This is a genomic window from Mannheimia sp. E30BD, assembly GCF_041807785.1.
In the GTDB taxonomy this organism is placed as follows: Bacteria; Pseudomonadota; Gammaproteobacteria; order Enterobacterales; family Pasteurellaceae; genus Mannheimia.
The window spans coordinates 15,395-40,910 of sequence record NZ_JBGTYX010000011.1 but is presented as its reverse complement, the minus strand read 5'-3'; the positions used below and the strand labels follow the sequence as shown (position 1 = coordinate 40,910).

24 protein-coding genes are annotated in these 25,516 nt (G+C 38.2%); 20 read left to right on the top strand and 4 right to left on the bottom strand.

Going from position 1 to position 25,516, the window contains the following annotated elements:
- The first annotated feature begins 7 nt into the window (after positions 1-7).
- From yaaA to ACERCG_RS07725, 5 genes are all read left to right on the top strand, one after another.
- Entirely contained in the window at positions 8-787 is a 780-nt protein-coding gene (yaaA, locus tag ACERCG_RS07745) for a peroxide stress protein YaaA (RefSeq protein WP_373611466.1), read from the top strand.
- Positions 780-1,358, top strand: a complete 579-nt coding sequence (locus ACERCG_RS07740) for an ABC transporter ATPase (RefSeq protein ID WP_373611465.1) — start codon at positions 780-782, stop codon at positions 1,356-1,358. The genes yaaA and ACERCG_RS07740 overlap by 8 nt, the downstream gene beginning before the upstream one ends.
- The gene (locus ACERCG_RS07735) at positions 1,355-2,260 is read left to right on the top strand and encodes a cation diffusion facilitator family transporter (protein ID WP_373611464.1); all 906 of its coding nucleotides are present in this window, start codon (positions 1,355-1,357) and stop codon (positions 2,258-2,260) included. Before ACERCG_RS07740 ends, ACERCG_RS07735 begins: the two co-directional genes overlap by 4 nt.
- Positions 2,260-3,015, top strand: a complete 756-nt coding sequence (locus ACERCG_RS07730; RefSeq protein ID WP_373611463.1) for a Zn-ribbon-containing protein — start codon at positions 2,260-2,262, stop codon at positions 3,013-3,015. The genes ACERCG_RS07735 and ACERCG_RS07730 overlap by 1 nt, the downstream gene beginning before the upstream one ends.
- Positions 3,016-3,116: 101 nt before the next feature.
- A complete protein-coding gene (locus ACERCG_RS07725) occupies positions 3,117-4,442 on the top strand; it encodes an L-cystine transporter (protein ID WP_373611462.1) in 1,326 nt (441 codons plus the stop codon).
- Positions 4,443-4,493: 51 nt separating this feature from the next.
- On the opposite strand, the gene ACERCG_RS07720 is transcribed toward ACERCG_RS07725, so the two are convergent.
- Complete coding sequence (locus tag ACERCG_RS07720; RefSeq protein WP_373611461.1) at positions 4,494-5,156, bottom strand: NAD(P)H-dependent oxidoreductase; 663 nt, start codon at positions 5,154-5,156, stop codon at positions 4,494-4,496.
- A 224-nt stretch (positions 5,157-5,380) separates the two neighbouring features.
- Between ACERCG_RS07720 and pheS the strand changes: the two genes are divergently transcribed.
- The 12 genes from pheS to yciH all read left to right on the top strand — a co-directional run bounded on the left by pheS (position 5,381) and on the right by yciH (position 16,325).
- Complete coding sequence (gene pheS / locus ACERCG_RS07715) at positions 5,381-6,364, top strand: phenylalanine--tRNA ligase subunit alpha (protein ID WP_373611460.1); 984 nt, start codon at positions 5,381-5,383, stop codon at positions 6,362-6,364.
- A gap of 130 nt (positions 6,365-6,494) precedes the next feature.
- Positions 6,495-8,882 carry a phenylalanine--tRNA ligase subunit beta gene (gene pheT / locus ACERCG_RS07710; RefSeq protein ID WP_373611459.1) on the top strand — a complete coding sequence of 796 codons (2,388 nt, stop codon included), beginning with the start codon at positions 6,495-6,497 and terminating at the stop codon, positions 8,880-8,882.
- 57 nt (positions 8,883-8,939) lie between these two features.
- Positions 8,940-9,242, top strand: coding sequence for an integration host factor subunit alpha (locus ACERCG_RS07705; protein ID WP_373611458.1), 303 nt, complete (start codon positions 8,940-8,942; stop codon positions 9,240-9,242).
- Positions 9,243-9,295: 53 nt separating this feature from the next.
- On the top strand, positions 9,296-9,820 hold the full coding sequence (locus ACERCG_RS07700; RefSeq protein ID WP_373611457.1) for an NlpC/P60 family protein: 525 nt from the start codon (positions 9,296-9,298) through the stop codon (positions 9,818-9,820).
- A gap of 21 nt (positions 9,821-9,841) precedes the next feature.
- The gene (gene degS, locus ACERCG_RS07695) at positions 9,842-10,876 is read left to right on the top strand and encodes an outer membrane-stress sensor serine endopeptidase DegS (protein WP_373611456.1); all 1,035 of its coding nucleotides are present in this window, start codon (positions 9,842-9,844) and stop codon (positions 10,874-10,876) included.
- Positions 10,877-10,884: 8 nt separating this feature from the next.
- Entirely contained in the window at positions 10,885-11,559 is a 675-nt protein-coding gene (gene cmk, locus ACERCG_RS07690; RefSeq protein WP_373611455.1) for a (d)CMP kinase, read from the top strand.
- A 91-nt stretch (positions 11,560-11,650) separates the two neighbouring features.
- Positions 11,651-13,294 carry a 30S ribosomal protein S1 gene (rpsA, locus tag ACERCG_RS07685; RefSeq protein WP_373611454.1) on the top strand — a complete coding sequence of 548 codons (1,644 nt, stop codon included), beginning with the start codon at positions 11,651-11,653 and terminating at the stop codon, positions 13,292-13,294.
- A gap of 131 nt (positions 13,295-13,425) precedes the next feature.
- Entirely contained in the window at positions 13,426-13,707 is a 282-nt protein-coding gene (locus ACERCG_RS07680) for an integration host factor subunit beta (RefSeq protein WP_373611453.1), read from the top strand.
- A gap of 40 nt (positions 13,708-13,747) precedes the next feature.
- Entirely contained in the window at positions 13,748-14,035 is a 288-nt protein-coding gene (locus ACERCG_RS07675) for a LapA family protein (RefSeq protein WP_373611452.1), read from the top strand.
- Between the two features lie 3 nt (positions 14,036-14,038).
- Positions 14,039-15,232 carry a lipopolysaccharide assembly protein LapB gene (lapB, locus tag ACERCG_RS07670; RefSeq protein WP_373611451.1) on the top strand — a complete coding sequence of 398 codons (1,194 nt, stop codon included), beginning with the start codon at positions 14,039-14,041 and terminating at the stop codon, positions 15,230-15,232.
- 19 nt (positions 15,233-15,251) lie between these two features.
- A complete protein-coding gene (gene pyrF, locus ACERCG_RS07665) occupies positions 15,252-15,947 on the top strand; it encodes an orotidine-5'-phosphate decarboxylase (RefSeq protein WP_373611450.1) in 696 nt (231 codons plus the stop codon).
- A 66-nt stretch (positions 15,948-16,013) separates the two neighbouring features.
- Entirely contained in the window at positions 16,014-16,325 is a 312-nt protein-coding gene (gene yciH, locus ACERCG_RS07660; RefSeq protein ID WP_373611449.1) for a stress response translation initiation inhibitor YciH, read from the top strand.
- 73 nt (positions 16,326-16,398) lie between these two features.
- Here yciH and ushA read toward each other — a convergent pair whose 3' ends face one another.
- Both ushA and ACERCG_RS07650 read right to left on the bottom strand, forming a co-directional pair.
- Positions 16,399-18,042, bottom strand: coding sequence for a bifunctional UDP-sugar hydrolase/5'-nucleotidase UshA (ushA, locus tag ACERCG_RS07655; protein WP_373611448.1), 1,644 nt, complete (start codon positions 18,040-18,042; stop codon positions 16,399-16,401).
- Between the two features lie 38 nt (positions 18,043-18,080).
- Complete coding sequence (locus ACERCG_RS07650) at positions 18,081-18,443, bottom strand: diacylglycerol kinase (RefSeq protein ID WP_373611447.1); 363 nt, start codon at positions 18,441-18,443, stop codon at positions 18,081-18,083.
- A gap of 244 nt (positions 18,444-18,687) precedes the next feature.
- Here ACERCG_RS07650 and sstT point away from each other — a divergent pair, with 244 nt between their 5' ends.
- On the top strand, positions 18,688-19,899 hold the full coding sequence (sstT, locus tag ACERCG_RS07645; RefSeq protein WP_373611446.1) for a serine/threonine transporter SstT: 1,212 nt from the start codon (positions 18,688-18,690) through the stop codon (positions 19,897-19,899).
- Positions 19,900-20,043: 144 nt separating this feature from the next.
- Complete coding sequence (locus ACERCG_RS07640; protein ID WP_373611483.1) at positions 20,044-22,326, top strand: DNA internalization-related competence protein ComEC/Rec2; 2,283 nt, start codon at positions 20,044-20,046, stop codon at positions 22,324-22,326.
- A 71-nt stretch (positions 22,327-22,397) separates the two neighbouring features.
- Here ACERCG_RS07640 and queA read toward each other — a convergent pair whose 3' ends face one another.
- Positions 22,398-23,486, bottom strand: coding sequence for a tRNA preQ1(34) S-adenosylmethionine ribosyltransferase-isomerase QueA (queA, locus tag ACERCG_RS07635; protein ID WP_373611445.1), 1,089 nt, complete (start codon positions 23,484-23,486; stop codon positions 22,398-22,400).
- A gap of 159 nt (positions 23,487-23,645) precedes the next feature.
- Between queA and ACERCG_RS07630 the strand changes: the two genes are divergently transcribed.
- Positions 23,646-25,415 carry a ShlB/FhaC/HecB family hemolysin secretion/activation protein gene (locus tag ACERCG_RS07630; RefSeq protein ID WP_373611444.1) on the top strand — a complete coding sequence of 590 codons (1,770 nt, stop codon included), beginning with the start codon at positions 23,646-23,648 and terminating at the stop codon, positions 25,413-25,415.
- Positions 25,416-25,516: the final 101 nt, after the last annotated feature.

Here is a 25,516-nt window from a genome sequence, read left to right as displayed (position 1 = left end):
GATCAATATGTTAGCCATTATTTCCCCCGCTAAAACCCTTGATTTTGAAACAAAAATTGATGGATTTGCATTTTCTCAGCCAAATTTAACCGCTTACAGTCAAGAGTTAATTGATATTTGCAAACAACTTTCGCCTGCGGAAGTTGGGAGTTTGATGTCAATTAGTGATAAGTTAGCCGCTCTGAATGTCGCTCGCTTTACCGAATGGCAACTTGAGCATAACGAACAAAATGCAAAAGCAGCGATTTTTGCCTTTAAGGGCGATGTTTATACAGGGCTAGATGCAGAAACCTTAGCCAAAGAGCAAATAGAATATGCTCAAACACATTTACGTATGCTTTCAGGTTTGTATGGTTTATTAAAACCGTTAGATTTAATGCAGCCATATCGTTTGGAAATGGGTACAAAATTAGCGAATCCCAAAGGTAAAGATCTTTACGCCTTTTGGGGAAATACGATTACTGAAAATTTACAAAAAGCGATTGATGAACAAGGCGATAATATCTTAGTGAATCTCGCCTCTGATGAATATTATGGGGCAATTAAGCCGCAAAATCTAAATGCCACAATCATCAAGCCCGTCTTTTTAGATGAGAAAAACGGTAAATATAAAGTAATCAGCTTTTACGCTAAAAAGGCAAGAGGAATGATGGTTCGCTTTATGCTAGAAACTCAACCAACCAACGTTGAACAACTCAAACAGTTTAACTACGGCGGTTATTGGTTTGATGAAGAAAGCTCAACGGCAACAGAGCTGGTTTTCAAACGAGAAGAACAAAATGGTTAAGCGTTTATTGAGCGGGCGAATGTTATTCGCTCCTACTGTTTTGATAATGGCAGGCTGTGTTAGCCAACACAAGCCATTTTCTGTGCCAGAAAAAGTCAATTTTCAAGGTCAAACTTACGTTAAAGTAACCGCAAATCAGCTTGATGAAATGCAGCATTTACTTTACTTGCCTGAAATTGGCGAGAAAAATCCTGAAAATTGGGAAAAAGGCATTTTGTTTTTCTTAGATAAAAATAGTAACAAACAAACGTTAGAGCAGAGAGCCGCTTTTCGCCAATCTAGTTTTAACAAACAACAAAATGTACTTGCGGATATCAATATTCAGAACAGTGAATTACAAAGTCAGGTAATTTATCCGCCAACAGAGCGATTTAACAATGTGATGTTAGAAGTAACTCGTGGGCGTAATTTGAATTGTGGCTATGGTCAGATTCAGTTTTCAGATAAAAGATGGCTAAATAAAGCAGAGTTTGCAAAAAAATCAAAAAAATTGACCGCTTACAACCAAGCAATGGTGCAACTTGCCCTTGAGTTTAACCAACTTGCTTGGTTAGTTGAATGTAGAAAATGACAGAAAATTATAACAAATTAGTGAAACGAGCAGCGAACTTTGCCATTATTGTGGCAGTTTCACTTATTATTATTAAAGCCTTTGCGTGGTGGCAAACAGGCTCAATTTCTATTTTAGCGGCAATGACCGATTCGGTTGTGGATCTGTTTGCCTCGCTTACCAATATTCTAGTGCTGCGTTTTGCGTTGCAACCAGCTGATGATAATCACGCTTTCGGGCACGGCAAAGCAGAATCTTTGGCGGCTCTTGCTCAAAGTGCCTTTATTTCGGGTTCAGCGGTGTTCTTGCTGTTGCAAGGCTTCCATAAATTAACTAACCCGGAATTGATTAACCAATCCCATATTGGTGTTATTGTGAGTATTGTTTCTATTGTTGCAACGGCAATTTTAGTGCTATACCAACGCTATGTGGTAAAAATCACGCAAAGTCCGGCGATTGAAGCAGATTCATTACATTATCAAACCGATTTATTTATGAATGCGACGATTTTGTTGGCAATGTTACTTAATGGAGCAGGCTTCATTTATGCAGATGCCATTTTTGCGATTGGTATTGCACTTTATATTGCATTCAATGCAGTCAAAATGTTTTGGGAAGCGGTGCAGACTTTGCTTGATAAATCTTTGCCTGATGAAGAAATCGAACGTATTAAAGAGATTGCTTCGCATCACCCCAACATTTTAGGCATTCACGATATCCAAACTCGCCGTGCTGGGGCAGTGCGTTTTATTCAGTTACATTTAGAGCTAGATGATCACTTAACGCTTTTAGTGGCTCACGAAATTACTGATAATCTTGAGCAAAAATTACTGGCGGCATTTCCTATGTCAAAAGTGATTATCCATCAAGAGCCAACAACGGTGGTTAAGCAAGAATTCCAAGATATGGTAGAGAATATTTAATGTATCAAGTTATCGTGCATTTTAGTTATCAAAATTTTCAGCAAGACCCAGTTACCTTAATTAGCCAAGTGTTAAATCAATGGTTATATAACGGGCAAGTCATCGGTAGAGAAATGCCGATTACCTTTCATCAAACTGAATTTCAAGCAAGAGTTTGCACGCCTGAGCAAGAGAGTTTATTGCCTGTTAATAATAGCGAAGAAGTGAATGAAGCACTATTACAAGCGGTCGAAAATAGCGTAAATTTTACCGGTTTTGAAATTGTTGGGCGTGATTATCAAGGCGAAGAAACGAGCCATAATAAACAGCCTAAATTCCAAATGCTATACACAACGCATTTAGATACCTGTTCGCCACTTTATGACGGAGACCAATTTGCCCCAATTCCACTTTATCGTCTAAAAGATCAAGCATTAAGCGAAGCATTGCTAGAGTGGCAACAAAATTGGCAAGCTTGCGATCTCTTGCAAATGAAAGGATCTGTTTTAGAGGAAAATGCGTTAAAGCAGATCGCTGATAATCGAAGTGAACTGGCATTACTCGGTTTAGATTTATGCAAACAAGTGGAAGAAAAAACGCAGATTCCGACTTTTTACTATCTTTATCGTTTAGGAACAGATAAAGAGGAAGAACATAATCGTAAGTGTCCGTTTTGCAATGGGGAGTGGAAATTGGCAACGCCATTGCACGATATTTTTCACTTCAAATGTGATCATTGCCGCTTAATTTCTAACCTAAGTTGGGAGTTTTTATAACTTTTAGTTATATTCAAGTGACAATTCGTCTTTTAGAAATGCCGTAAACATAATAATCTTGCGGCATTTTTTATTATATAACTATTTAATTAGGAGGCTTTGTGCTTATTCTCAATTTAGCGGTGTTTGCTGCTATTTTATTTTTACTGGCGAGGATTTATAACTCGACACAAAAACTAGGGCAAACCGTATTTATCGGTTTAGTGTTAGGTCTTGCAAGCGGTGTGATTTTACAAACGTTTTATGAAAAGCCACTGATTGATGCAACGCTCGATTGGATCAATTTAGTGGGGAATGGTTATGTCCGCTTATTGCAAATGATCGTAATGCCACTCGTGTTTGTTTCAATTCTATCGGCAATTACTCGTTTAAAAGAAGCGGGAGCATTAGGCAAAATTAGCTTTGGTGTACTTTCTGTATTATTAGTTACCACAGCTATTGCTGCACTTATCGGTATTGCGTTAGTTTATCTGTTCGATCTTTCAGCAGAAGGTTTAGTAGCCGGTACTCGTGAAATTGCTGCACAAGAACGAGTTGCAGGGCGTGTAGAGCAGGTGAGTAATTTATCTGTGCCAGCAATGTTACTTTCATTTATTCCAAGAAATTCGTTCTTAGAATTAACCGGTGCCAATCCAACTTCCATTATTAGTGTAGTTATCTTTTCAAGTTTATTGGGTTTTGCCGCATTAAGTTTAGGCAAAGAAGATAGAGATTTAGGTGAGCGTATTGCTCAGGGGGTAGAAACCCTAAATAAATTAGTGATGCGTTTGGTTCGTTTTGTTATTCGCTTAACTCCTTACGGTGTGTTTGCCTTAATGATCAAAATGGCAGCCTCATCACAATGGGTGGATATCGTCAATTTAGGTAGCTTTATTGTTGCGTCATACATTGCAATCGGATTGATGTTTGTAGTACACGGTATCTTGCTTTTTGTTGCAAAAGTAAACCCGTTTGATTATTACAAAAAAGTATTACCAACCTTAAGTTTTGCATTTACTTCACGCTCAAGTGCGGCAACGATTCCACTAAATATTGAAACGCAAACGAACAAATTAGGTAATCACAGTGTAATCGCAAACTTTGCCGCAACCTTTGGGGCAACCATCGGTCAAAATGGTTGTGCGGGAATTTACCCTGCAATGTTAGCGGTAATGATTGCACCAACAGTTGGCGTTGATCCATTTAGCTTAAATTACATTTTGACCTTGATCTTAGTGGTGGCGATTTCATCATTTGGGATTGCAGGTGTAGGTGGTGGTGCAACATTTGCTGCGATTGTTGTACTATCAACCTTAAACTTACCGATTGAATTAGTGGGACTGTTAATTTCAGTTGAGCCAATTATCGATATGGGACGCACCGCATTAAATGTAAATGGTGCAATGGTGGCAGGCACAATCACCAATAAATGGGTAAAACCTGAATAAAAGAGACGAGAAAGGGCGATTTAATCGCCCTTTTTGATTGATTTCAGATAGTTATTCAATCCACTCAATCACTTCTTCTACAGGCTTGCGTGATTTTTTCTTAATATCTTTGTTGCGATAACCAAAGGTAACCATACATGAAATACCATATTCATTGAGATCAAATAAGCCTTCATCGGCTAAAATTTGATTGACTTTATCATAATGAAAACCTTCAATCGGGCAAGAATCAATACCGATTAAAGCCGCACCAGTCATCATATTCCCTAATGCGATATAGGTTTGTTTGGTACTCCAATCAAATAAGGTTCTTTCGCTTTCTAAAATTTTCATATCTTCTTCTTGGAAACTTTTATAGCGAGCGATAGAGCCTTCAATTTGCTCCTCTGTTAAACCACGTTTAGTCAGTGAATCTCTTAAATATGGCGAGTCATAGCGGACATTTTTCTTAGCAAGAATAATCACTAAATGGCTCATTTCTTCCATTGGGTGTTTAATTCCCCAAGAGAAAGGGGCAATTTTGCTGCGAATTTCAGGATTTTGTAGCACTAAAAATTTCCAAGGCTCAGAACCTACCGAACTTGGCGAAAGACGAGCGAGTTCTAAAATGTAATCCATATCTTCTTTGCTGATTTTGCGAGCTGGATCATAACTACGGCAAGCTGAACGGAAATTAAAAGCCTCTAAAACTTGTTGTTTACTGATATTGAACATTGTTGTTTCCTTTGTTAGCTGAAAAATATTACTTATCATAACGCTTTTAAGAGCTAATGCCAATTTCATCACTAGCACTTGCAAAGATATGAAAAAATATAACCGCTTGTAGTCAAATCCTTTACCTTAAAAATCAACAATTTAGCGTGGCTTCACATTTACTTTTATCCTTTAAAGTATTATCATCTCACCAATTTTAAATCATCAAGTTATTAGAGGATAGAATGCACAACTTAGAAGGTTTAGTTGCACAAGCCGTTGATGCGGTAAATGCAGCGAATGATATTGCGACATTAGAAGCATTGAAAGTGGAATATTTTGGTAAGAAAGGACATTTTACTGCCTTAATGCAAGGCTTGCGTGATGTGCCGGCAGAAGAACGCCCAGCCGTTGGTCAAAAAATTAATGATGCGAAACAGATTGCACAAAATGCGTTAAATGAGAAAAAAGAAAAACTCGAAGCCGAAGAGCTAAATGCAAAATTAGCTAATGAAAGTATTGATGTTTCATTGCCCGGTCGTAAAACAGAATTAGGTGGTTTGCACCCGGTTTCTATTACCATTGAACGTGTTGTTAAATTCTTCTCTGAGTTAGGTTTTTCGGTGGCAAACGGCCCTGAAATTGAAACGGATTACTACAACTTTGATGCACTCAACATTCCTGCTCATCACCCAGCTCGTGCCGATCATGATACTTTCTGGTTCGATGCAAATCGTTTATTAAGAACTCAAACCTCTGGCGTGCAAATTCGTACAATGGAAAATGTAAAACCGCCTATCCGAATTGTAGCTCCAGGTCGTGTATATCGTAACGATTATGACCAAACCCACACGCCAATGTTCCATCAAATCGAATTATTATATGTGGATAAAAAAGCAAACTTTACCGAGCTAAAAGGGTTAATCCACGATTTCTTAAAAGCCTTCTTTGAAGAAGATTTACAAGTGCGTTTCCGCCCGTCTTTCTTTCCATTCACAGAACCTTCGGCTGAGGTTGATGTAATGCGTCAAAACGGTAAATGGTTAGAGGTGTTAGGTTGCGGTATGGTTCACCCGAATGTATTACGCAATGTTGGTATCGACCCTGAAGAATACAGCGGTTTTGCTGTGGGTATGGGCGTTGAGCGTTTAACTATGCTTCGCTACAATGTAACGGATTTACGTTCATTCTTTGAGAACGATTTACGTTTCTTAAAACAGTTTAAATAGTATGGGATTTTTCCCTTCTCCCTGATTTTTATTCTGAACGAATAAAAATCTGCCCCTTCTTCCACAAGGGGAGAGGGTAATGTAAGCGGTTAAAAATTTAGAAAATTTTGCAAATTAAAGGATAGAAATAATGAAATTCAATGAATCTTGGTTGCGTGAATGGGTAAACCCAGAAATTAGCACAGAGCAATTATGCGACCAAATTACAATGTTAGGTTTAGAAGTTGATGATGTAGAACCTGTAGCGGGTAGTTTTTCTGGGGTAGTTGTTGGTGAAGTTGTTGAGTGTGCTAAACACCCTGATGCTGATAAATTGCGTGTAACAAAAGTGAATGTCGGTGGCGAACGCTTATTAGATATCGTATGTGGTGCACCGAACTGCCGTCAAGGTTTAAAAGTCGCTTGTGCAGTTGATGGTGCAGTTTTACCGGGCGATCTCAAAATTAAGAAGACCAAATTACGCGGTCAGCCATCAGAAGGTATGCTTTGTTCTTACTCTGAATTAGGCATTAAAGAAGATCATAGCGGTATTATTGAGTTGCCTGCAGATGCCCCAATCGGTCAAGATTTTCGTGAATATTTAAATTTAAATGATGTGGCGATTGAAATCAGTTTAACGCCAAATCGTGCTGATTGCTTAAGCATTTCTGGTATTGCTCGTGAAGTGGGTGTGATTAACCGAGCTGATGTTAAAGCCCCAACAATTACGTCTGTTCCTGCAACGATTTCTGATAAAGTGGCGGTTGAATTACAAGCGCCAGAGGCTTGCCCGCGTTATTTAGCTCGTGTGGTTAAAAATGTGAATGTAAAAGCAGTTTCGCCATTATGGTTACAAGAAAAATTACGCCGCTGTGGTATTCGCTCAATCGATCCGATTGTTGATATTACTAACTTAAGCCTTTTAGAATTAGGTCAGCCAATGCACGCCTTTGATGCAGACAAAATTGAGGGCGGCATTCAAGTGCGTATGGCAAAAGAAGGCGAAGAATTAGTGTTATTAGATGGCACAACAGCAAAATTACAACCGAATACACTTGTAATTGCCGATAGCAAAGGTGCATTGGGAATGGCGGGTATCTTTGGTGGCGAAGTAAGTGGTGTAAGTGAAAATACTAAAGATGTAGTATTAGAGGCAGCATTCTTTGCGCCGTTAGCGATTACAGGTCGAGCTCGTCAATATGGCTTACACACTGATGCTTCTCATCGTTTTGAGCGTGGTGTTGATCCTGAATTAACACGTCAAGCAATGGAACGTGCAACTGCACTATTATTAGAAATTTGCGGTGGCGAAGCAGGCGAAATTGTAGAAGCAGTAAGTGAAGAAAATTTACCAAAACGTAATACTGTCACGCTTAGACGCAGTAAATTAGATTCGGTAATCGGTCATCATATTGAAGATGAAACGGTAACGGATATTTTAACTCGCTTAGGTTTAAAAGTAACATTTGCAAATGATACTTGGACAGCTGTTGCTCCAAGCTGGCGTTTTGATATTGAGATCGAAGAAGATCTGATTGAAGAGGTTGCTCGAATTTACGGCTATAACAGCATTCCAAATAATTCGCCACTTGCTCATTTAACAATGAAAGGTACGCCTGAAAAATTACTTGAGGCAAACCGTATCCGTACCGCTTTAGTGGATAGCGATTATCAAGAAGTAATTACTTATAGTTTTGTCGATCCGAAAAAACAAGCGTGGTTACACCCAGAGCAAGAGGCATTAATTCTACCAAACCCAATTTCAAGTGAAATGTCGGCAATGCGTGTATCTTTATTAACCGGCTTATTGGATACAATCGTATATAACCAAAGTCGGCAACAGAATCGAGTGCGTATTTTTGAAGCTGGTTTACGCTTTATTCCAGATAACAATGCAGAATCTGCGGTACGTCAAGAGTTTGTATTTGGTGCGGCGATTGTAGGCGATAAACGCCCTGTGCATTGGGAAAATAAAGCAGAAGCTGCGGATTTCTTTGATTTAAAAGGCGATATTGAACGTGTGCTTTCTCTCACTTCTGCCCGTAATGATTTACAATTTGTGGCAAAACAGTTCCCAGCGTTACATCCGGGGCAATCTGCTGCCATTATGCTAGATGGCAAAGAGATCGGTTTTATTGGTACAATTCACCCATCGATTGTGCAAAAGTTTGGCATTAAAGGCAAACCGATTGTATGTGAAATCCTAGCATCAGCTATAGCAGAGCGTCCAGTTACACAAGCGGGCGAAATTTCTAAATTCCCTGCAAATAACCGTGATATTGCGGTAGTGGTTGATGAAGCTGTTCCAGCAGGCGAAGTGTTAGAAACTTGTCGCCAAGCAGCAGGTAGTAAATTAGTGGGCTTAAACTTATTCGATGTTTACCGTGGTGCAAATTTAGCGAAAGGTAAGAAAAGTTTAGCGATTAGTTTGACTGTTCAAGATAATGAAAAAACATTAGAAGAAAGTGAAATCAATGCGGTCATTCAAGCAGTATTAGCTGAATTGGCAACTCGTTTCAATGCGGTACTTCGTGATTAGTCAGTAAATAAAATATGGCTGGTGTCATATCAGCCATAAAATAAATAAGGATCAATTATGGCACTTACCAAGATTGAAATTGCAGAAAATCTAATTGAAAAATTAGACTTAGAAAAGCGTGTTGCTAAGCAATTTGTTGAATTATTTTTTGAAGAAATTCGAGTATCTCTAGAGAAAGGTGAGGAAGTTAAATTATCAGGCTTTGGTAATTTTTCCCTGCGAGAGAAAAAAGCGAGACCGGGTCGTAATCCTAAAACAGGCGAAAATGTAGCAGTATCTGCACGAAGAGTAGTCATTTTCAAAGCCAGCCAAAAGTTGCGTGATCGTGTTGAACAACCAAATATTCAGTCAGGAAAATAAATTATCTTTCAGGGGTAGATGATAAAGAAAATATTCAGTATCAGGAGTGTAAGATGAAATTAGTGAGAAGGTGGTTATCATTAGGGGCTTTGTTAGCAAGTGCAATTATATTGTCAGCTTGTTCTAGCTCAGATAAATCAGTTTCCAAAGCACAAGCAAAAAGTAAAATTTATCATTCAGAGTATCACGCTGATCTAGCTGATCCTATTATGGCAATCAGTCGTTTGAGTGAACAGCAACACGAATGGAAAGGCACACGTTATCGTTTAGGTGGCAATAGTAAGTCAGGTATTGATTGTTCTGGTTTTATGCAAGTTACCTTTAGAGATTTATTCGGGATTAGCTTACCAAGAACAACTAAAGATCAAGCTAAAGAAGGGCAGCGTATATCTAAACGGGATCTGAGGACGGGTGATTTAGTTTTCTTCAACACAGGTAGAGGCCCAAACGGCAAACACGTTGGAGTCTATGTTAAAAATGGGCAATTCTTACATGCTTCAACAAAAGGCGGTGTGATTTATTCTGATATGAATTCACCTTATTGGTCAAAAGCATTTTGGCAGGCCCGCCGTTTATAATTCACTTTCAAGGAATTTATAATGCTGAAAAAAATTGGACAATCAGTCATTTTTGGACTTTTTTGTGCATTTTTAATTTTATTTGTTGCACCATTATTTCAAAATGTAGGTGTATTTACAGCATTCAATCAAAAAGAGATTATTAGTTATAATTCAGCCGTTAAAATTGCTTCTCCTGCGGTGGTAAATGTATATAGTCGAAATTTTAGTCCAGAGCACTCTACTTTTGAGGTAGAAAACCTAGGTTCTGGAGTAATTATGAGTAGTGATGGCTATATTTTAACCAATAAGCATGTTATTGAAAATGCAGATCAAATTGTTATTGCTTTACAAAATGGGGTCATTTCCACTAATGTTAAATTAATTGGAGATGATTCATTTACGGATTTAGCTGTTCTAAAGATTGATGCTGAAAATCTACCAACTATTCCGCAAAATTTGGATAGAAAATTAGAAATTGGTGATGTGGTACTTGCTATTGGGAATCCGTTAAATTTGGGGCAAAGTATCACGCAAGGTATTGTTAGTGCGATTGGTCGTAAAACCTTAACTGAAAGTGGAAGGCAAAACTTTATTCAAACCGATGTGTCTATCAATCAAGGAAATTCAGGTGGTGCATTAATTAATACGGCCGGAGAATTAATTGGTATCAATACATTACGTTTTGGGAAGAATACTAATGAATTATCTGAAGGTTTAAATTTTGCAATCCCTATTAATCTTGCGAATCAAATTATGAATAAGATTATTAAAGATGGTCGTGTGATTCGTGGTTATTTTGGGGTTAGTACCGATTTACTCGACACAGCGAAAATGCAAGGTTACGAAAAAGGTGTAATTATTGCGAATGTAGATAAAAATGGCCCAGCGGCAAAAGCAGGTATTGAGGCTGGTGACTTAGTGCTTAAAGTTGGGAATATTGATGCTCTTTCTCCCTCGCAAATGATGGAAGAGTTAGCGGAAATGACACCTTATACTAAGGTTAAAGTAGTGGTACAACGTGGAGATCAATTACTTAACTTTGATGTAACTATTACTGAATTACAAGCACAATAAGGTAAATAATGGAAAAAATAGTTATTACAGTTGATGGACCTAGTGGTGCAGGCAAAGGCACATTGTGTCACGCTTTGGCAGAAAAATTAGGCTTCGATTTCCTAGATTCAGGGGCGTTATACCGCATTACTGCCTTAAGTGCAGTTAAAAAAGATGTTGCCCTTGACGATGAAGAAAAATTAGCAGAATTAGGGCGCTATTTAAATATTCAATTTGTGCCTCAAAATGGCGAAATTAGCGTAATTTTAGATGGCGAAAATGTAGGAGATCAAATTCGTACTGCCGAAGCAGGGCAAAATGCCTCTAAAATTGCTGCTTTTCCTAAGGTTAGAGGGGCGTTATTAGAACGTCAAAGAGCATTTAGCACGGAAAAAGGATTAATTGCTGATGGGCGAGATATGGGGACGGTTGTGTTTCCAAATGCTCAAATTAAGCTCTTTTTAGACGCAAGTGCAGAAGAACGCACAAAAAGACGTGTAAAACAGTTGCAAGAAAAGGGATTTAATGCTAACTTTGATGAGATCTTAGCTGAGATAAAAGAGCGTGATTTCCGTGATAGAAATCGGGCAGTTGCTCCTCTTATTCCAGCTAAAGATGCGTTATTGTTAGATTCAACGCATTTATCTATTGATGATGTGATTAAACAAGCATTAGATCATATAGCTCAATATATTAAATTTTAGTTTGTGGCTTTACATAGGATTTGTTTAGCTTTTATTACCAACCCCGTTTAACAGGACGTTAGATGGATGTTTATTTTATAGAAGATTTATTATGTCAGAATTATCGTTTGCTCAACTACTTGAAGAATCATTTTCAGCTACACCACGTTTAGGTGATGTTGTTAAAGGTACTGTTGTTGCTATCCAAAAAGGTTATGTTATTGTTGATACAGGTTTCAAATCTGAATCATCAATTCCAGCGGAAGAATTTACTAATGCCCAAGGTGAACTTGAAGTTCAAGTTGGTGATGAAGTAGATGTTGTTCTTAAAGCTGTTGAAGATGGCTTCGGTGAAACAGTTGTTTCTCGTGGTGATGCAAAACGTAACGAAGCTTGGATTGCTTTAGAGAAAGCATTTGAAGAACAAGCTACAGTTATTGGTTTTGTAAATGGTAAAGTAAAAGGTGGTTTCACTGTTGAATTAAACGGTGTACGTGCATTCTTACCAGGTTCATTGGTTGATATTCGTCCTGTTCGTGATTCTTTAAATTTAGAAGGCAAAGAGTACGAATTTAAAGTAATCAAATTAGATCAAAAACGTAACAACGTAGTTGTATCCCGTCGTGCTGTTATCGAAACAGAAAGCAACCAAGATCGTGATGCTGTATTAGCAAACTTAGTTGAAGGTTCTGAAGTTAAAGGTACAGTTAAAAACTTAACTGACTACGGTGCATTTGTTGATTTAGGTGGCGTTGACGGTTTATTACACATCACTGATATGGCGTGGAAACGTGTTAAACACCCAAGCGAAGTGGTTAATGTAGGTGATGAAGTTACTGTTAAAGTATTAAAATTTGATAAAGAGAAAACTCGTGTATCATTAGGCTTAAAACAATTAGGTCAAGATCCTTGGGCAGTAATCGCTGAAAACCACCCGGTAAATAGCAAATTAACAGGTAAAGTAACTAACTTAACTGATTACGGCTGCTTCGTTGAAATTTTAGACGGTGTTGAAGGTTTAGTTCACGTTTCAGAAATGGATTGGACAAACAAAAACATTCACCCATCTAAAGTGGTTAATGTAGGTGATGTTGTTGAAGTAATGGTACTTGAAGTTGATGAAGAGCGTCGCCGTATCTCTCTAGGTTTAAAACAATGTAAAGCAAACCCGTGGGAACAATTTGCAGCAACTCACAACAAAAACGATAAAGTATCAGGTAAAATTAAATCAATTACTGATTTCGGTATCTTCATCGGTTTAGAAGGTGGTATCGATGGTTTAGTTCACTTATCAGATATTTCTTGGAATATTTCAGGCGAAGAAGCTGTTCGTAACTACAAAAAAGGTGACGAAGTTGAAGCAGTAGTTCTACAAGTTGATGCAGTTAAAGAGCGTATTTCTTTAGGTATTAAACAATTAGAATCTGATCCATTCACAAACTTTGTTGATGGTGCAAAAAAAGGTGAAATCGTTTCAGCTACAGTAGTAGAAGTTGATGCTAAGGGTGCTAAAGTTGAATTAGCAGGTGGTGTGGAAGGTTATATCCGTGCAGCAGATTTAAGCGGTGAAGTTGCAGTAAATGATACAGTTGAAGCAAAATATACCGGCGTAGATCGTAAATCACGCATCGTTCACTTATCTGTTCGTGCAAAAGACCAAGCAGAAGAATCAGCTGCAATTGCTCAAGTGAACAAAGAAGAAGTTGCAGTACCAAATGCATTTGCTGAAGCTTTCAAAGCAGCTAAAGGTGAATAATTAGTACTTAGCCAATCAATTAAATGGGTATGTTTGATGCATACCCATTTAAACTTAAATTGCTATTTTAAATATTCATTTAATTATGAGTGATTATTTAAAATTGCTATAACGATTTTGATGAGGAAGATATGACCAAATCTGAATTAATTGAGAGTTTATTGGCTAAAAATCCAAATTTGCATATTAAAACAGTAGAGAATTGTGTAAAAGAGATTTTAGAACATTTAACACTAACCTTAGAAAAAGGTAAGCGTATTGAAGTAAGAGGTTTTGGTAGTTTTTCATTACATTATCGTCAACCTCGTGTAGGACGTAATCCTAAAACAGGGGACAGTGTCACGTTATCTGGGAAATATGTGCCTCATTTTAAAGCAGGTAAAGATTTAAAAGAGCGAGTGGATATAGTCTAATTCTCATCAAATTATAAATTTCTGTAGTGAAGGAGATGATATGATTAAGTATATTTTTGGTATTTTACTTGTTATTGCTGTTATTATTGTTGCAATTACAATTGGTGCGAATAATGATCAACTTATTGCTTTCAATTATATTATTGCCCAAAGTGAATTACGTCTATCAACATTAGTTGCAATTTTATTTGGATTAGGGCTAATTTTAGGCTGGTTAGTAACGGGTATTTTTTACTTAAAAGTGAAAGTGCAAAATATTGCATTAAACCGCCGTGTAAAACGTCAAGGTCAGCAGATAACTGAATTAACCACGCCAAAGGTTGAATAATCAATGCTTGAATTATTGTTCCTTTTGTTGCCTATTGCCGCATTATACGGTTGGTATATGGGGCAGCGTAGTGCAAAAAAGGATCAAGAAACTGTCAATAATAAGTTTTCTCGTGAATATGTTACGGGATTGAACTTCCTTTTATCTAATCAACAGGAAAAGGCAGTTGATCTTTTCCTTTCTATGCTACAAAAGCAAGAGTCTGAAAATCAAATCTCGACTGAATCCCAATTTGAAGCTGAATTAACCTTAGGTAATTTGTTTCGCTCAAGGGGTGAGGTTGATAGAGCTTTGCGTATTCATCAAGCCTTAGAAAATAATCCTGACTATTCATTTGAACAGAAATTGCTCGCTAAACAGCAATTGGCTAAAGATTTTATGGCGGCAGGTTTTTATGATCGAGCAGAAAATTATTATATTTCATTAGTTGATGAACCTGAATTTGCTAAACATTCCTTATCTCAACTGACGGTAGTTTATCAAAAAACACGAGAATGGAAGAAAGTAATTAATGTTGCTGAAAAGTTACTAAAAATTTCGCCAGAATCCGATAAAATTCCATTATCTCATTTTTATTGTGAATATGCACAAGTGGTCAAATTTGACGATAAAATTGCATTTGTAGAAGCGTTAAACAAAGCTTTAGATTATTACCCTCAATCTACACGAGCTTCGATAATGCTAGCTGATTTCTATTTGGAACAGGAAGAGTTTAGCAAAGCATTAGGTTATTTTGAGCAAATTCTACAACAAGATCCTGATTATATTAGTGAAGTGCTTAGTCAAGTGAAGCAATGTTATATCGCTCTAAATGATCCTAATGGATATGAGTTGTTCTTGATTAAAGCTAATCAAGTCAAACATAATAGTAGCGTAGATATTGCATTAACCGAATTTATTGAAGAAAAAGATGGTATTAATGCAGCACATTCTAAATTATATCAGCAGCTAAGTGCTTATCCGAGTTTGATTACTTTCCATCGATTCATTCGATATCAAGCGGATTTTGCGGAAGAGGGAAATGGTAAAGAGAGTTTGGTGTTACTGCATAATATGGTGGGGAATCAAATCAAGAAAGGTTTTCAATATCGTTGCTTAAATTGTGGTTATCAAAGTTATCGCTTAATGTGGCAATGCCCATCTTGTAACCAATGGGAAAAAATTAAACCGATACAGAGTATCGATGGTCTTATCTAATAAAATTAAGGAGTTCAGTATGAACAATAAAGTCATTGTTGCTTTAGATTATGAAACGGAACGTGAGGCACTGGAATTTGTGGACTTAGTTGATCCATCACTTTGTCGTTTAAAAGTGGGCAAAGAGATGTTTACCACATTAGGTACAAATTTCTTAAAACAGTTACACGACCGTAAATTTGATGTATTCCTTGATTTAAAATATCACGATATTCCAAATACCGTTGCCCGTGCAGTACGTTCAGCCGCTGATTTAGGCGTATGGATGGTAGATTTACATGCTTCAGGCGGCTTAAAAATGATGGAAGATGCGAAAAAAATCTTAGAACCTTATGGCAAAGATGCACCATTATTGATTGCGGTAACGGTTTTAACCAGTATGGAAGATCTAGATTTATTACAAATTGGTATTAATGCTTCACCAATGGAGCAAGTCATTCGGTTAGCACATTTAGCTCAGCGTGCAGGTTTAGACGGGGTTGTCTGTTCACCACAAGAGGTTGAAGTATTACGCACACATTGTGGGGAAGATTTCAAATTAATCACACCGGGTATTCGCCCAGAAGGGAGTGATTTTGCTGACCAACGCCGTGTAATGACACCAAAACAAGCGATAGAAACAGGTTCAGATTTCTTAGTCATTGGTCGCCCGATTACCCAAGCGGCTGATCCATTAGCGGTACTCAAATCCATAAATCAATCTATTAATGGTTAATCAATAGGCGGAATTTTCCGCCTTTTTAAATGATACAAGCGGTCATATCTGAGGAAAAATTTGCAAATGACATTAGTCTATTCAACTGAAACAGGCAGAATTAAGCCAGAAATTATGAAAGAAGAACGCCCAAAAGGCGATGGGATTATTCGCATTCAACGCCAAACCAGTGGGCGTAAAGGAAAAGGTGTTTGTGTGATTACGGGGCTTGATTTAGATGATAAAGCTCTTAATTCGCTTGCTTCAGAGTTGAAGCGTAAGTTAGGCTGCGGTGGTTCGTTTAAAGAGGGGATTATTGAAATTCAAGGCGATAACCGTGAACTGATTAAACAAATTTTGGAAGGAAAAGGTTTTAAAGTAAAACTTTCTGGAGGCTAAAAAAGTGGGGAAATCATTTGTAGAAGATCAGACTTGATCTGACAAATCATTTGATTTCCCCATTTACCTTTAATTATTTGAAAATAATGTCATCTTTTGGATCGTATTTATCCGCTTCAATCACTTTATTTTCTTCAAAGTATGTTTTCAGCATTTCAGCATCAATAAAGCCTGTGTTCACATAGCTAGGGTGTTTTTTCAGTAATGGATAACCATCGCCACCTGCCGCAACATAGTCAGGTAGAGAAACTTTATAGGTTTTCTCAGCATCAAACGGTTTTCCGCCGATTTTTACTTCAGAGATGGTTTTTGCATTACGATCAACGGTCATTGAAATACCTGCAAATTGAGGATAAGCACCGGTATCAACATCTTTTAATGCGATAGCAGTAAGGCTATCTAATAGTTCTTGCCCTTTTAAATCCACCGTTGCAATCATATTACCGAATGGTTGAACGGTCAGTAAGTTTTTATAGGTTACTTTGCCTTCCTCAATTGAGGTACGAATACCACCCGAGTTCATAATCCCGATGTCTGCTTTTACTCGCTCCATTTGAGATTGAGCAATTAAGCGGCCGAGATTCGTTTGATGGAAGCGAATATGTTCACGTTTACCATCTAATAAGCCTTTAACGCTACCCACCTCAATATTTAGTTTTTGGTCGCCTTCATCTTGATATTTTTTTAACAGAGCATAGGTTGCTTCATCAGCTTTAATTTCAGGCTGGTAAAGCTCATATTCTCTCGTGCCATCTTCTTTTTTGATGGTTTTTTTCAAGTTTACTGGGATTAACTCATATTTTACTAAAGTAGTTTTGCCATTTTTAAATTCAAAATCAGAACGGCCGACAAATTTACCCCATTCGCCAGCTTGAACAATCCAAGTACCATTTTGGAAATCTGGTTTACACTCTTCGCCCGGTGTATATTTCGCTTTGAATTGACCCTTCTCATCAATACAAACGGTATCGTGTGTATGTCCACCAATGATTAGATCAAAAGCTCCTTTATCAAGCGTTCTTGCCATTGTTACATCGCCCGGTGCGTTTGTACCGTGTTTACCGTCAAAATAGTAGCCCATATGAGTTAAAGCAATACGCACATCCGGTTTTTCAGTTTTGTTAATTTCTGCAAGCGTTGTTTTTGCCGTTTCAATCGGGTTTTTAAATACCGCATTTTCAGTTACATCAGGATTACCTAATTTTGCAGTATCTTCAGTTGTAAGACCAACAACGGCAATTTTTAAACCACCTCGCTCAAGAATAATATAGGGTTTAACAATAGGCTTATCTGTTTTTTTATTAATAACGTTAGCTGAAATAAAAGGGAACTTCGCCCATTGTTCTTGCATTGAAAGGATTTGGAGAGGGAAGTCAAATTCGTGATTGCCTAACACCATAGCGTCATAACCAATCGCATTCATACCCTCAATATCAGGACGAGCGTTTTGCATATCTGATTCGGGTACACCTGTATTCACATCGCCTGCATTTAACACTAAGATTGATCCGCCTTTCTGTTCAACTTCTTTACGAATAGCGTCAATTAATGTTTTTTGTGCCGCTAAGCCATACTCGCCCTTATCACTTTGCCAGAAATGACCGTGTAAGTCATTGGTATGTAGCACAGTAAAACTATAGGTTTTATCGGTTTCATACGCTATTGCAGAGGCTGAGCCTAAAATAGCAAGAGAAAGTAATGTTTTCTTAAAGTTCATAGAAATACCTCAGTAAGTATTGGTGTTATAACAGGGCATTAGAAGAATAAAATGAATATCCAAGTAATTGCCAGTAAAATCATTGATAAAAATACGGCTGCCGAACCAAAATCTTTTGCTCTGCCAGACAATTCGTGAAAGTCAGAGCCAATACGATCCACAACGGATTCAATCGCACTATTTAATAATTCAACAATAAGCACTAAAAAGAGTGTTCCAACTAACAAGGCTTTTTCAATGTTAGTGTCGCCTAAAATTAAGGCTAGTGGAAATAAAATAACTGCACACCAAAATTCTTGACGGAATGCCGCTTCATTAATATAAGCTGCCTTTAAGCCTTTCATTGAATAATTTGTTGCATTGATCACACGTTGGAAATCAGCTTTATTTTTAGGTTTCATAAGTTGTTAGAAAAGTGAATAAGTTAAATGTTATTGTACTGAAAGAAAAGTTATCTTCAAGGGAGTTAGTATGAATAAAATCAATTAATCTGAAAATAGCAAAATTAGCTTTTTGCAAAAAAATTGAAAAAAATGACCGCTTGTTTATTCCATATTGGCTATTTTTCCGCTAATCTAACAACCTTGTTTTTCGGGTGGGTAAATAGTATTTATCCTTATTTTTGTCTTACAGAAGTGAAATGTTATGAGTCAATCATTATCATCAAAAATTCTTGGCGGTAATTTAGTATTACGCATCGCCATCGGTTTAGTGCTAGGGGTTCTACTGGCATTTATTAATAAAGATTGGGCAGTGAGCGTTGGCGTATTAGGTCAATTCTTTGTTAAATCTCTCCGTGCTATTGCACCTATTTTAGTCTTTGTATTAGTGTTATCAGCTATTGCGAATAAAGAAGTAGGTTCAGACAGCAAATTAAAGCCAATTTTAGTGCTTTATGTACTAGGTACATTTTGTGCTGCATTAACTGCTGTTGTGCTAAGTTTTATGTTCCCAACAACTTTAGAGCTAACTTCAAGCCCTGATGGTTTAACGCCGCCGCAAGGTATTGGTGAAATTTTAAAAACCGTTATTTTTAACTTAGTGGATAACCCTCTTGCAGCGTTAAGCAATGCAAACTTCATTGGTATTCTTGCATGGTCTATTGGTTTAGGGATTGCATTCCGTCACGGTTCAGCAAGTTCAAAAGCGTTTTTAAATGATTTAGCCAATGCAGTTTCATTTGTGGTGAAAATTGTGATTGCGTTCGCACCTATCGGCGTATTTGGCTTGGTGGCTGAAACTGTTGCTGTAAATGGTTTAGATGCATTTGAAGGTTACGCACGCTTATTATTAGTATTAGTGGGAGCAATGTTATTAGTTGTATTAGTATTAAACCCATTATTAGTGTTTTGGAAAACACGTCGCAACCCATATCCATTAGTATTTACTTGCTTGCGTGAGAGTGGTGTAACTGCATTCTTTACACGTAGTTCGGCTGCGAATATCCCGGTGAATATGAACTTAGCGAAGCGTTTAGGTGTGCGTGATGAAATTGCATCTGTAGCCATTCCTTTAGGTGCAACTATTAATATGGCAGGTGCAGCAATTACAGTTACGGTATTAACTTTAGCTGCAGCTTATACACAAGGGATTCAACCAGATTTCGCAACTGCATTATTATTAAGCGTTGTAGCTTCAATCTGTGCTTGTGGCGCTTCAGGTGTTGCCGGTGGGTCATTATTATTAATTCCATTAGCGTGTAGCTTATTTAATATTCCAAATGATATTGCAGCCCAAGTAATTGGTGTAGGCTTTGTGATTGGAGTAATTCAAGATTCAGTTGAAACAGCATTAAACTCTTCAACAGACGTACTATTTACCGCAGCGGTAAGTTACGCAGAAGATCAAAAAGCGTAGTTTCTCTTTTCTCGGATAAGGTAGACTTTTTAGTCTGCCTTTCTTTTTTCGGTTTATTTTTGCGATCTGCGTCGAAAATTTACCAAATTCTTCTGAAAACTATCATCTTTAACGGCATACTTGGGTTAAAAAATTAACCTTTTGATTATGTTGGATCGTTTTTGTATTGCTCTCTTTTTATTCCATCTGCCTATCTTGCTGTTGCCTAGAGATTGGCTAATAGGTGGCATTGCTTTGGGTGGAGTAATCTTAATCTACAGCATTTATGTTCGAGCCAAACTTATTTTTCTACTTGGTATGATAATCTGCGTTAGTTATTTTCACATTTTCCAAGTTGCAAAAAATGTGGAAAATATAACCGCTAGTAAACAGAACACTCAATTTAAAATTAGCAAAATCCTTAAGCAAACCGATTATCAAACCGCTATTGCTACACTGCCAACTGGTGAGAATATCTACCTAAATTGGCAAGCAGAGCAGCCATTATTGCTTAATCACTATTATCAAGCAGAACTCACACTACGCCCGATTTCAGCCCGCAGTAATATCAGTAATTTTGATCGCCAGCGTTGGTATTTTGCCAATCATATCCATATGACGGCGACTGCTCGGAAAGTGGAACAATTAGCTCAAATAGAGAGTAGCTTTCGGACAGACTGGCTACATAAAGTTAAAGCAGACACGGAAAATTTACCTACACAAGGCTTATTATTAGCGCTTGCTTTCGGCGAAAGAGCTTGGCTAAAAACAGCTGATTGGGGGCTATTTCAACAAACAGCCACAGCTCATTTAATTGCTATTTCAGGCTTACACATTGGGCTTGCGATGCTGTTTGGATTTTATTTGGCGAAAAGCCTGCAATGGTTTTGTTTGAAAAGTAGGCTTAAGTGGTTACAAGCGGTCGGATTTTCACTTTATTTTGCAAGAATAGTGGGCTTTCTAACCGCCTTTGTTTATAGCTATTTAGCGGGCTTTGCCGTGCCGACAGTAAGAGCCTTATTCGCTATTGCCTTTGTGTTGCTTTGCCAATATTTAAGGCGGCATTACACCGCTTGGCAACTTTGGTGGAGAATTGTAGCCTTATTGGTGGTTATTGACCCACTCAGTTTACTTTCTGACAGTTTTTGGCTCTCTGTGTTAGCGGTAGTCAGCTTGATTCTGTGGTATCAAATTTTCCCTTTAAATCGCTTTATTTCTGATGAAACTCGCAAAAAAATGATGAAATTCAACCGCTTGTGGTTATCACTTTTGCATTTACAAATTGGAATTTGGCTGGTTTTCTCACCTGTTCAGCTCTATTTTTTTGAGGGCGTATCTGCCTTTGCCTTACTTGCCAATCTGATTATTGTACCTCTTTACAGTTTTTTGCTTGTGCCGCTGATTTTATTCAGTCTATTAACCGACAACCTCTTTTCTACTTGGCAACTGGCGGATTATCTTGCTCAAGAGAGTTTATGGCTATTAACACCCCTTTCTAATGCGTGGTTTACGCTAAGCTATTGGCAACAATGGCAGTTGCTTTCACTTAATCTATTGGGTTTATTATGTCTTTATTGCAAAGTATATGAGCTTTCTTATAAAAAATGGCTCAGTGCAGTTACATTATCAATATTGTTCAACTTGAGTTTTTATCTGCATAAATGGGCTAGTCAAGCCAAATCAGAATGGATTATGTTTGATGTTGGGCAAGGGTTAGCAATGGCATTGATTTATGAGCAAAACAAAGCAGTAATTTATGACACAGGTTCAAATTGGCAATCTGGCGATGGCAAGATAAATTCAATGGCAAAGCTCGAAATATTGCCCTATCTAAAACGTAACGGCATTTCTGTAGAAGCCATTTTTCTCAGCCATGATGATAATGACCATTCAGGTGGAGTAGTCGATTTACTCTCTGCTTACCCAAATGCTCGGCTGATTAGCTCAAGTAAAGTTCGTTACCGCAATGTTGCACCAAAACCTTGCATTCAAGGAAAGTCGTGGCAGTTCGGAGAATGGCATTTATCCGCATTTTACCCATCACAAATTGTAGAACGAGCTAAAAATCACGACTCTTGCATTATTTTGGCAAAAAATGACCGCTTGCAGATTTTGCTCACAGGCGATTCTGGCATAGAGCAAGAACGCCGATTTGCCCCAAATATCAGGAAAATTGATTTCTTACAAGTCGGGCATCACGGCAGTAAAAGTAGCACTAGTGAAACCTTACTAGCCTTAGCCGAACCGCAATTCGCTTTTATTTCCGCAGGCAGATGGAATCCGTGGAAATTACCAAACAAGCAAGTAGTCGAGCGTTTAGAAAGAAAAGGCATTGAAGTATTAAATACCGCAAAAGTCGGAATGATTAGGGTTAAGTTTTATCAAAACTCATTTAAAATTACGCAAGCGAGAGACTTATTTTCGCCTTGGTATAAGCAGTTTTATTGATCAAATAGGTTTACCTAGCACGGCAAAGCCGTACTAGGTTAGGCATAATTCAGGCTCTTTGGGGCTGTAGGTTAGAGTGGCACATCATTCAACGCATTCGGATTTTTATTAATAAACATTGCATCACCATAGCTGAAGAATCGGTATTTTGCCTCAACAGCGTGGGCATAGGCGTTCATTGTGTTTTTGTAGCCTGAAAAAGCAGAAACTAACATAATCAATGTCGATTCTGGTAAATGGAAATTCGTTACTAACGCATCAACGACTTTGAAGGTTTTTCCAGGATAAAGGAAAATGGATGTATCTGAGAAGAATGGTGAAATCAGTTTGCCTTCCTTTTCGGCTGCTTGAGCGGCACTTTCAACCGAACGAACAGAGGTTGTACCAACCGCAATCACACGTTTGCCGTTAGCTTTAGTTGCTAAAATTTTATCCACCACTTCTTGGCTCACTTCGGCATATTCTGCGTGCATTTTATGTTCTTCAATCGTATCTACTCGAACAGGTTGGAATGTACCCGCCCCAACGTGGAGTGTAACAAATGCGGTATCTACGCCTTTTACTTTCAGTTTTTCAAGCATTGCATTATCAAAATGTAAGCCTGCGGTTGGGGCAGCAACAGCTCCTAACACTTTGCTGTAAACCGTTTGATAACGCTCTTGGTCGGCATCTTCATCTGGACGGTCGATATAAGGTGGCAGAGGCATATGCCCCGCCAGTTGTAATAAATCAAACAACGGTTGTTGCTCACTAAATTTGAGTTCAAATAATGTATCGTGGCGGGCGACCATTGTAGCAGTAAATCCATTTCCTTCGCCTAACTTATCTTCCCCGAAAATTAACTCAGCCCCTTCTTTTGGTGCTTTTGAGGCTTTAACGTGAGCCAAACAGCGGTGTTCATCTAACACACGTTCGACCAACGCCTCGACTTTCCCTCCGCTTGGTTTACGACCGTAAAGACGAGCAGGGATTACACGGGTGTTATTGAAGATCAATAGATCCCCTTCATTAATATGATCGTATAAATCCACAAATTGTTGATCGGCAAACTTGCCTGTTTCGCCATTTAAGTGGAGCAACCGGCTGGCAGAACGCTCAGCAGTCGGGTAGCGAGCAATGAGCTCATCGGGTAAGTCAAAATGAAAATCTGAAACTAACACGGTTATTCTATTCTCTGTAGTATAAAAATGGCGGAAATGATAGCATAAAAAGGAAGAGAAGTCAGAAAAGCACACTCATCCTCAAAATGGAGCTTGCTAGCCTAAAGAAATTCTTATAGACTCGAAAAATCAAGTTCTCTTCTTTAGTTAGTTTGTATTATGAAAAAAGCACCTGATTTTATTTTAACTGCTATTGGATTGGGCGTATCGCTAGCTTCTCAAGCTAATACGATTGCACCAGAAAGAATCGATCCGTTCCAACAACAAATTGATGCTGCTCAGCAACAACGCCAACAGCAATATCAACAAAATCAAGCAGAGCAGTTACAACATCGTGCAGATGTGCGGCTTGATACTCGTATTACAGATAAACTCTCACTTTCTAACCAAGAATATCCTTGCTATCCCATTCATCACATTTCTCTTATTGATTACTCTCCTGACAATATAGTTATGCCTAGTCAATTCCAATGGGCTTTTAATCAAGCAGCGAAAAATCTTAAATTAACCTTACCACACTGTTTTGGCGGTGAAAGTTTAAGTATTTTAATGAAGCAAGTGCAAAATGAAATTATTGGCAAGGGTTATGTTACCACCCGAGTGGTAGTTGAAGAGCAGGATTTACGAGGCGGAAAGCTCACATTAACGGTGATTCCGGGAAAAATCCGTAACACCTTGATTATGGATAACGGCAACGTGCCTCGTTTTACACCGCTACACGCCTTTACAGGATTCACCTTTGCTTCAGGGGATTTATTGAATGTTCGAGATATTGAGCAGTCACTAGAGAATTTAAAACGAGTGCCAACGGTTGAGGCGAATATTGAAATTCTGCCGAGTGAAAGTGAAAAAGCGGAAGTTGGCGATAGTGATTTAAAAATTACTTACAGCCAGGTCTTTCCGTTTAGGCTGAATGTAGGGCTTGATGATGCTGGCTCAAAATCAATGGGCAAACTACAAGCGAATGGAACGCTCTCTATCGATAATATCTTTTCAGCCAATGACCTTTTTTATGGTAGCTTCACTCATTCTATTAAACAAAAAGGCGATGATAAAGGCAGCCGTGCCAGCAAAAATCTAACATTATATTACTCCATTCCCTTTGGCTATTGGAATTTAGCCTTTTCGCATAATCAAAGTCGCTATCATCAAGAAGTTTTTGGGGCTTTTGCGAAAAGTTATCTTTATGCAGGTAAGAGTAATACGGATAAACTTACGCTTTCCTACCTACTTTATCGAGACAGCACCCGAAAAACTACCGTTTCAGCATCGTTTTGGTCTCGTCAATCACACAACTATGTTGATGAAGCAGAAATTGAAGTGCAAAAACGTCGAATGGCAGGTTGGGAAGCGGGCTTTTCTCACAAAGAATATTTAGGCAATAGCACGTTAGAGCTATCAGCAAATTATAAGCGAGGCACAGGAGCGAGAGGACAGCTACAAGCCCCAGAAGAGTTATGGGGAGAGGGAACGTCGAGACCACAAATTATTACTGCCTCGCTTTCTTACAATCAGCCCTTTATGTGGGGTAATCAGTCTTGGCAATTTAATTCCGGTTGGCACGGGCAATGGAATAAAACGCCGCTTATTCTGCAAGACCGCTTTTCGATTGGTGGACGTTATACAGTAAGAGGCTTTGATGGTGAATTAACCCTTTCAGGTGAGAGAGGCTGGAATTGGCGAAATGAACTGGTGTGGGCATTTATGCCAAGCCATTCATTTTACTGGGCGATTGATGGAGGAAGAATTTCTGGCTGGTCAGCGGAAAGCCCGCAGTTAGGACATCATTTAATGGGAACGGCGATTGGGTTTAGAGGCGATATAAAAGGTTTCTATTATGATTTGTTTGTTGGCAAACCGATACGCAAACCGGAAGGATTTAGCACCTCAAATGGTGTGGCAGGTTTTAATGTAGGCTATAGCTTTTAGTTTGAATTGTAGGTTGGGTTGAGCTTGCGAAAACCCAACGTAATGAATAATACCTTGTTGGGTTCTCGTTTCACTCAACCCAACCTACTTTATACTTTTAA

Coding starts and splice junctions, on each gene's coding strand:
- yaaA (WP_373611466.1), top strand. CDS start 8: ATGTTAGCCATTATTTCCCCCGCTAAAACCCTTGATTTTGAAACAAAA.
- ACERCG_RS07735 (WP_373611464.1), top strand. CDS start 1,355: ATGACAGAAAATTATAACAAATTAGTGAAACGAGCAGCGAACTTTGCC.
- ACERCG_RS07740 (WP_373611465.1), top strand. CDS start 780: ATGGTTAAGCGTTTATTGAGCGGGCGAATGTTATTCGCTCCTACTGTT.
- ushA (WP_373611448.1), bottom strand. CDS start 18,042: ATGAACTTTAAGAAAACATTACTTTCTCTTGCTATTTTAGGCTCAGCC.
- ACERCG_RS07720 (WP_373611461.1), bottom strand. CDS start 5,156: ATGTTCAATATCAGTAAACAACAAGTTTTAGAGGCTTTTAATTTCCGT.
- sstT (WP_373611446.1), top strand. CDS start 18,688: ATGAGTCAATCATTATCATCAAAAATTCTTGGCGGTAATTTAGTATTA.
- pyrF (WP_373611450.1), top strand. CDS start 15,252: ATGAACAATAAAGTCATTGTTGCTTTAGATTATGAAACGGAACGTGAG.
- degS (WP_373611456.1), top strand. CDS start 9,842: ATGCTGAAAAAAATTGGACAATCAGTCATTTTTGGACTTTTTTGTGCA.
- yciH (WP_373611449.1), top strand. CDS start 16,014: ATGACATTAGTCTATTCAACTGAAACAGGCAGAATTAAGCCAGAAATT.
- lapB (WP_373611451.1), top strand. CDS start 14,039: ATGCTTGAATTATTGTTCCTTTTGTTGCCTATTGCCGCATTATACGGT.
- ACERCG_RS07680 (WP_373611453.1), top strand. CDS start 13,426: ATGACCAAATCTGAATTAATTGAGAGTTTATTGGCTAAAAATCCAAAT.
- ACERCG_RS07705 (WP_373611458.1), top strand. CDS start 8,940: ATGGCACTTACCAAGATTGAAATTGCAGAAAATCTAATTGAAAAATTA.
- pheT (WP_373611459.1), top strand. CDS start 6,495: ATGAAATTCAATGAATCTTGGTTGCGTGAATGGGTAAACCCAGAAATT.
- cmk (WP_373611455.1), top strand. CDS start 10,885: ATGGAAAAAATAGTTATTACAGTTGATGGACCTAGTGGTGCAGGCAAA.
- rpsA (WP_373611454.1), top strand. CDS start 11,651: ATGTCAGAATTATCGTTTGCTCAACTACTTGAAGAATCATTTTCAGCT.
- ACERCG_RS07650 (WP_373611447.1), bottom strand. CDS start 18,443: ATGAAACCTAAAAATAAAGCTGATTTCCAACGTGTGATCAATGCAACA.
- ACERCG_RS07700 (WP_373611457.1), top strand. CDS start 9,296: ATGAAATTAGTGAGAAGGTGGTTATCATTAGGGGCTTTGTTAGCAAGT.
- pheS (WP_373611460.1), top strand. CDS start 5,381: ATGCACAACTTAGAAGGTTTAGTTGCACAAGCCGTTGATGCGGTAAAT.
- ACERCG_RS07630 (WP_373611444.1), top strand. CDS start 23,646: ATGAAAAAAGCACCTGATTTTATTTTAACTGCTATTGGATTGGGCGTA.
- ACERCG_RS07675 (WP_373611452.1), top strand. CDS start 13,748: ATGATTAAGTATATTTTTGGTATTTTACTTGTTATTGCTGTTATTATT.
- ACERCG_RS07730 (WP_373611463.1), top strand. CDS start 2,260: ATGTATCAAGTTATCGTGCATTTTAGTTATCAAAATTTTCAGCAAGAC.